General features: G+C 60.6%; 3 protein-coding genes. All 3 read right to left on the minus strand.

The features are described 5' to 3' along the window. A partial coding sequence (locus OQE62_RS19185) for a PAAR domain-containing protein (protein WP_265723655.1) occupies nucleotides 1-260 on the minus strand: 260 nt, incomplete at its 3' end. 3 nt (nucleotides 261-263) lie between these two features. Further along, nucleotides 264-842 carry a DUF6931 family protein gene (locus tag OQE62_RS19190; RefSeq protein WP_265723656.1) on the minus strand — a complete coding sequence of 193 codons (579 nt, stop codon included), beginning with the start codon at nucleotides 840-842 and terminating at the stop codon, nucleotides 264-266. Nucleotides 843-853: 11 nt separating this feature from the next. Then, nucleotides 854-2,713 (minus strand): type VI secretion system Vgr family protein (locus OQE62_RS19195; RefSeq protein ID WP_265723657.1); only part of this gene is annotated, 1,860 nt, incomplete at its 5' end.

Here is a 2,713-nt window from a genome sequence, read left to right on the forward strand (position 1 = left end):
ACAATCTTCCCACCGTGCGCCGTGCTGTCTCCCATGCGCGCCGCGGGTTTGCCCTGCAACAATACTGTCGTACTGCCCATGGCAATGGTATCCGGCGGTCCCACACAGGTGCAGGTGCTGCCTACGGTGGCTGAAGGTATGCCGCCGATCATCACTGTCGGCCCGCCGGGGCTGACTATCGGGCCGCCTACATGCGGCACTGTGCCGGTCACCATCGGGCAGACATGCATGTCGGTAAGGCGGGATGCGGGTTTGCCCATAATTTATGCCTCGATTTTTCCGTTGCCGCCCCGGGCCAGGTCCAGGCCCTGCTGCAGGTAGCGGATAAACTGTTTGTCCGGATTGACCGGGTCCGAGTAGGCTGCCGCCAGGTTGACCGCGCCGGCAACGGCGTGGGCGTACAGGTGTTCCGGTGGTTCGATGGGCGGTTCGCCCTCCTTTGCCAGGCTGCCGTGGCACCAGCTCGCGGCCGTTGCCGCCCAGCTCGCGGGTGTCTTGTGCTTGGTCTTCTCACCGAGCAGCTTGCAGCGCAGCCGCACCTCCTCGCTGGGCTTTTTGACCCAGCTTTCCGCAGCGATCAGCGCGTTGACATTGTCTTCGTCGGTCTGCGGGTTTTGCACATCGCGCGCCGAGAGGCACGACCACCAGACGGCCTCGCGCTTGGGCAGGCCGTGGGCCAGCAGTTTGATGGCATCGGCATAGAGGCCCGCCTCCGCCAGTTTGTCGATACTCACTTCCGGCGCTGTGTCCGGCACCAGGTGGTCTTCGGCCTCTTCGCTGACTTCAAAGTGTTCGAGTAGTTCGGAAGCGGTTATTGCCTGAACCTTTATCAGATCTGTCATCGATCACTCCCTCAGTTGATCATGGTGACGCCGCCTTTGAGCGTCAGCATTCCGCCGGCCTTGACGTCGGCTTTGGCATCGCCCTTGATGGACAGCATGGGGCCCTTGATGGTGATACCGGAGGGGGTCAGCTTGATACTGCTGCCGCCCACTTTCAGCTCGATGGAGGTTTTGGAGGTGACCTGGACCGCCCCCATGGCATCGGTGGTCTGTTTGCCCTGGCTGATCTTGAGGGTGTGATCGCCGGCGCCGAGGGTGGTTTTCTGGTTGCCCTTGTCGACTTTTACGATCTGGTCCCCCTTGGCAATGGTGATATTCTCGCTGCCGTCGGTCACCGTGATGCTGCGGTCCTGCTTGATTTCCAGGGTCTGTTCGTTCTCGATCTTGCCGGTCTGGTCGTGGTGGATGACGAAGTTGTGGTCGCGGCCGGCCTCCATGTAGATTTCTTCCTTGCCGCCCTTGTCGTCAAAGCGCAGTTCGTTGAACTGGCTGCCCTCGTACTCCGTTTTCCAGCCGCTCTGGGTTGCCGTGTAGTTGGGGCCGGCGTTGTCGCCGTTGTAGACGGCTCCGGTGATCAGCGGGCGGTCCGGATCGCCATTGATATAGGTGACGACCACTTCCTGGCCCACCCGGGGCACGAAGTTCGCCCCCCAGTTCTTGCCGGCAAAGGACTGCATGACGCGCACCCAGCAGCTGTTCTGGGCCGAATTCCAGGGGAACTTGACCTTCAGTTGCGTGTACGGGTCCTGGGAACTGTCGGAGGCGGTCGCCTTGACCTCCAGGACCTGCGCCACCTGCGGCGCGTGGATCTTGTTGGGGCGGGACAGCGGGTCCGGCCGCGGGATCACCGACGCGGGTACGCAGGTGAAGGCGTTGTTGAAATGTGTCAGTCCGCTGTTGCTGTCAGTGGCGAACATCTTTACCGAAGTCAGCAGGTACTTGCCTTTCTCGGTGCTCAGTGTGTGATCAAAGTCGAAGCGGCCGCCGGCACTGAAGGCCGGGCAGTCGCTACTGCCGTGGGCGACGTCGAACTGGGCCTCCTGGGACTCCATTGCCCTTTCCGCCAGCGCCTTGTGGTAGCTGTCCTTGAACTTGTGCTTGTGGTCACCGTCCGGCTCGAAGTGGTTCAGCCCGTAGAGGCTGTGCATATAGCTGGACACATCGCTGAGCTTGCTGGTGGTCTTGACCTGCTGCTTGTTGTCCTTGGTCGCGGTGAACTCGCTGTAGTCCTTGAACTCGAAACCGCCGCTGTGATAGTTGAAAACGCGGTCCCAGCTGCTGATGGTGTGCTTGGTCGGGTGGCTTCCGCCGCCATCGTACTCCACCTTTCCCGATCCGCAGTCGTAGAAGTCCTGCGGATCGTCGCAGAGGACCAGCTCGTGCTGGCCGTCGCTGTGCTTGAAGTAGTAGGCAATGCCTTCTTCCGCCATCAACCGGCTGATAAAGTCGAAGTCGCTCTCATCGAACTGCACACAGTACTCGCGGGTTATGTACTCCGCATTGAGCTTTGTGGAGAGCTTGATGACCTTGCTGTACTCGCCCAGCACCTCTTCCAGGATCTGCTTGGCGGACTTCTTCTCAAACACCCGGTTCTTGCCGCCGAGGCTGGTGAACCAGAGTCCCGGCCGCAGTATCGCGGTATAGCTGCGCATGCCTTCTGCATTGACGTCGTGCATGGAGAAGTGCGCGACATAGCCGCTGATATAGCGGGGCTCTTCCGCGTGATGGATGGAGGCCGTCATCACCTTGCCGACGATATCGCTCTGGGTGATGGCGTGATTGTCGGAGAGTAGCTTGAGCTTGTAGCGGAACAGCCCTGAAATATGCTCCTCGCCGTCTATCGTTGTGACAACCATCGCGTCCTTGCCGAG

It is taken from the genome of Microbulbifer halophilus, from assembly GCF_026183675.1.
GTDB lineage: Bacteria > Pseudomonadota > Gammaproteobacteria > Pseudomonadales > Cellvibrionaceae > Microbulbifer > Microbulbifer halophilus.

Coding starts and splice junctions, on each gene's coding strand:
- OQE62_RS19190 (WP_265723656.1), bottom strand. CDS start 842: ATGACAGATCTGATAAAGGTTCAGGCAATAACCGCTTCCGAACTACTC.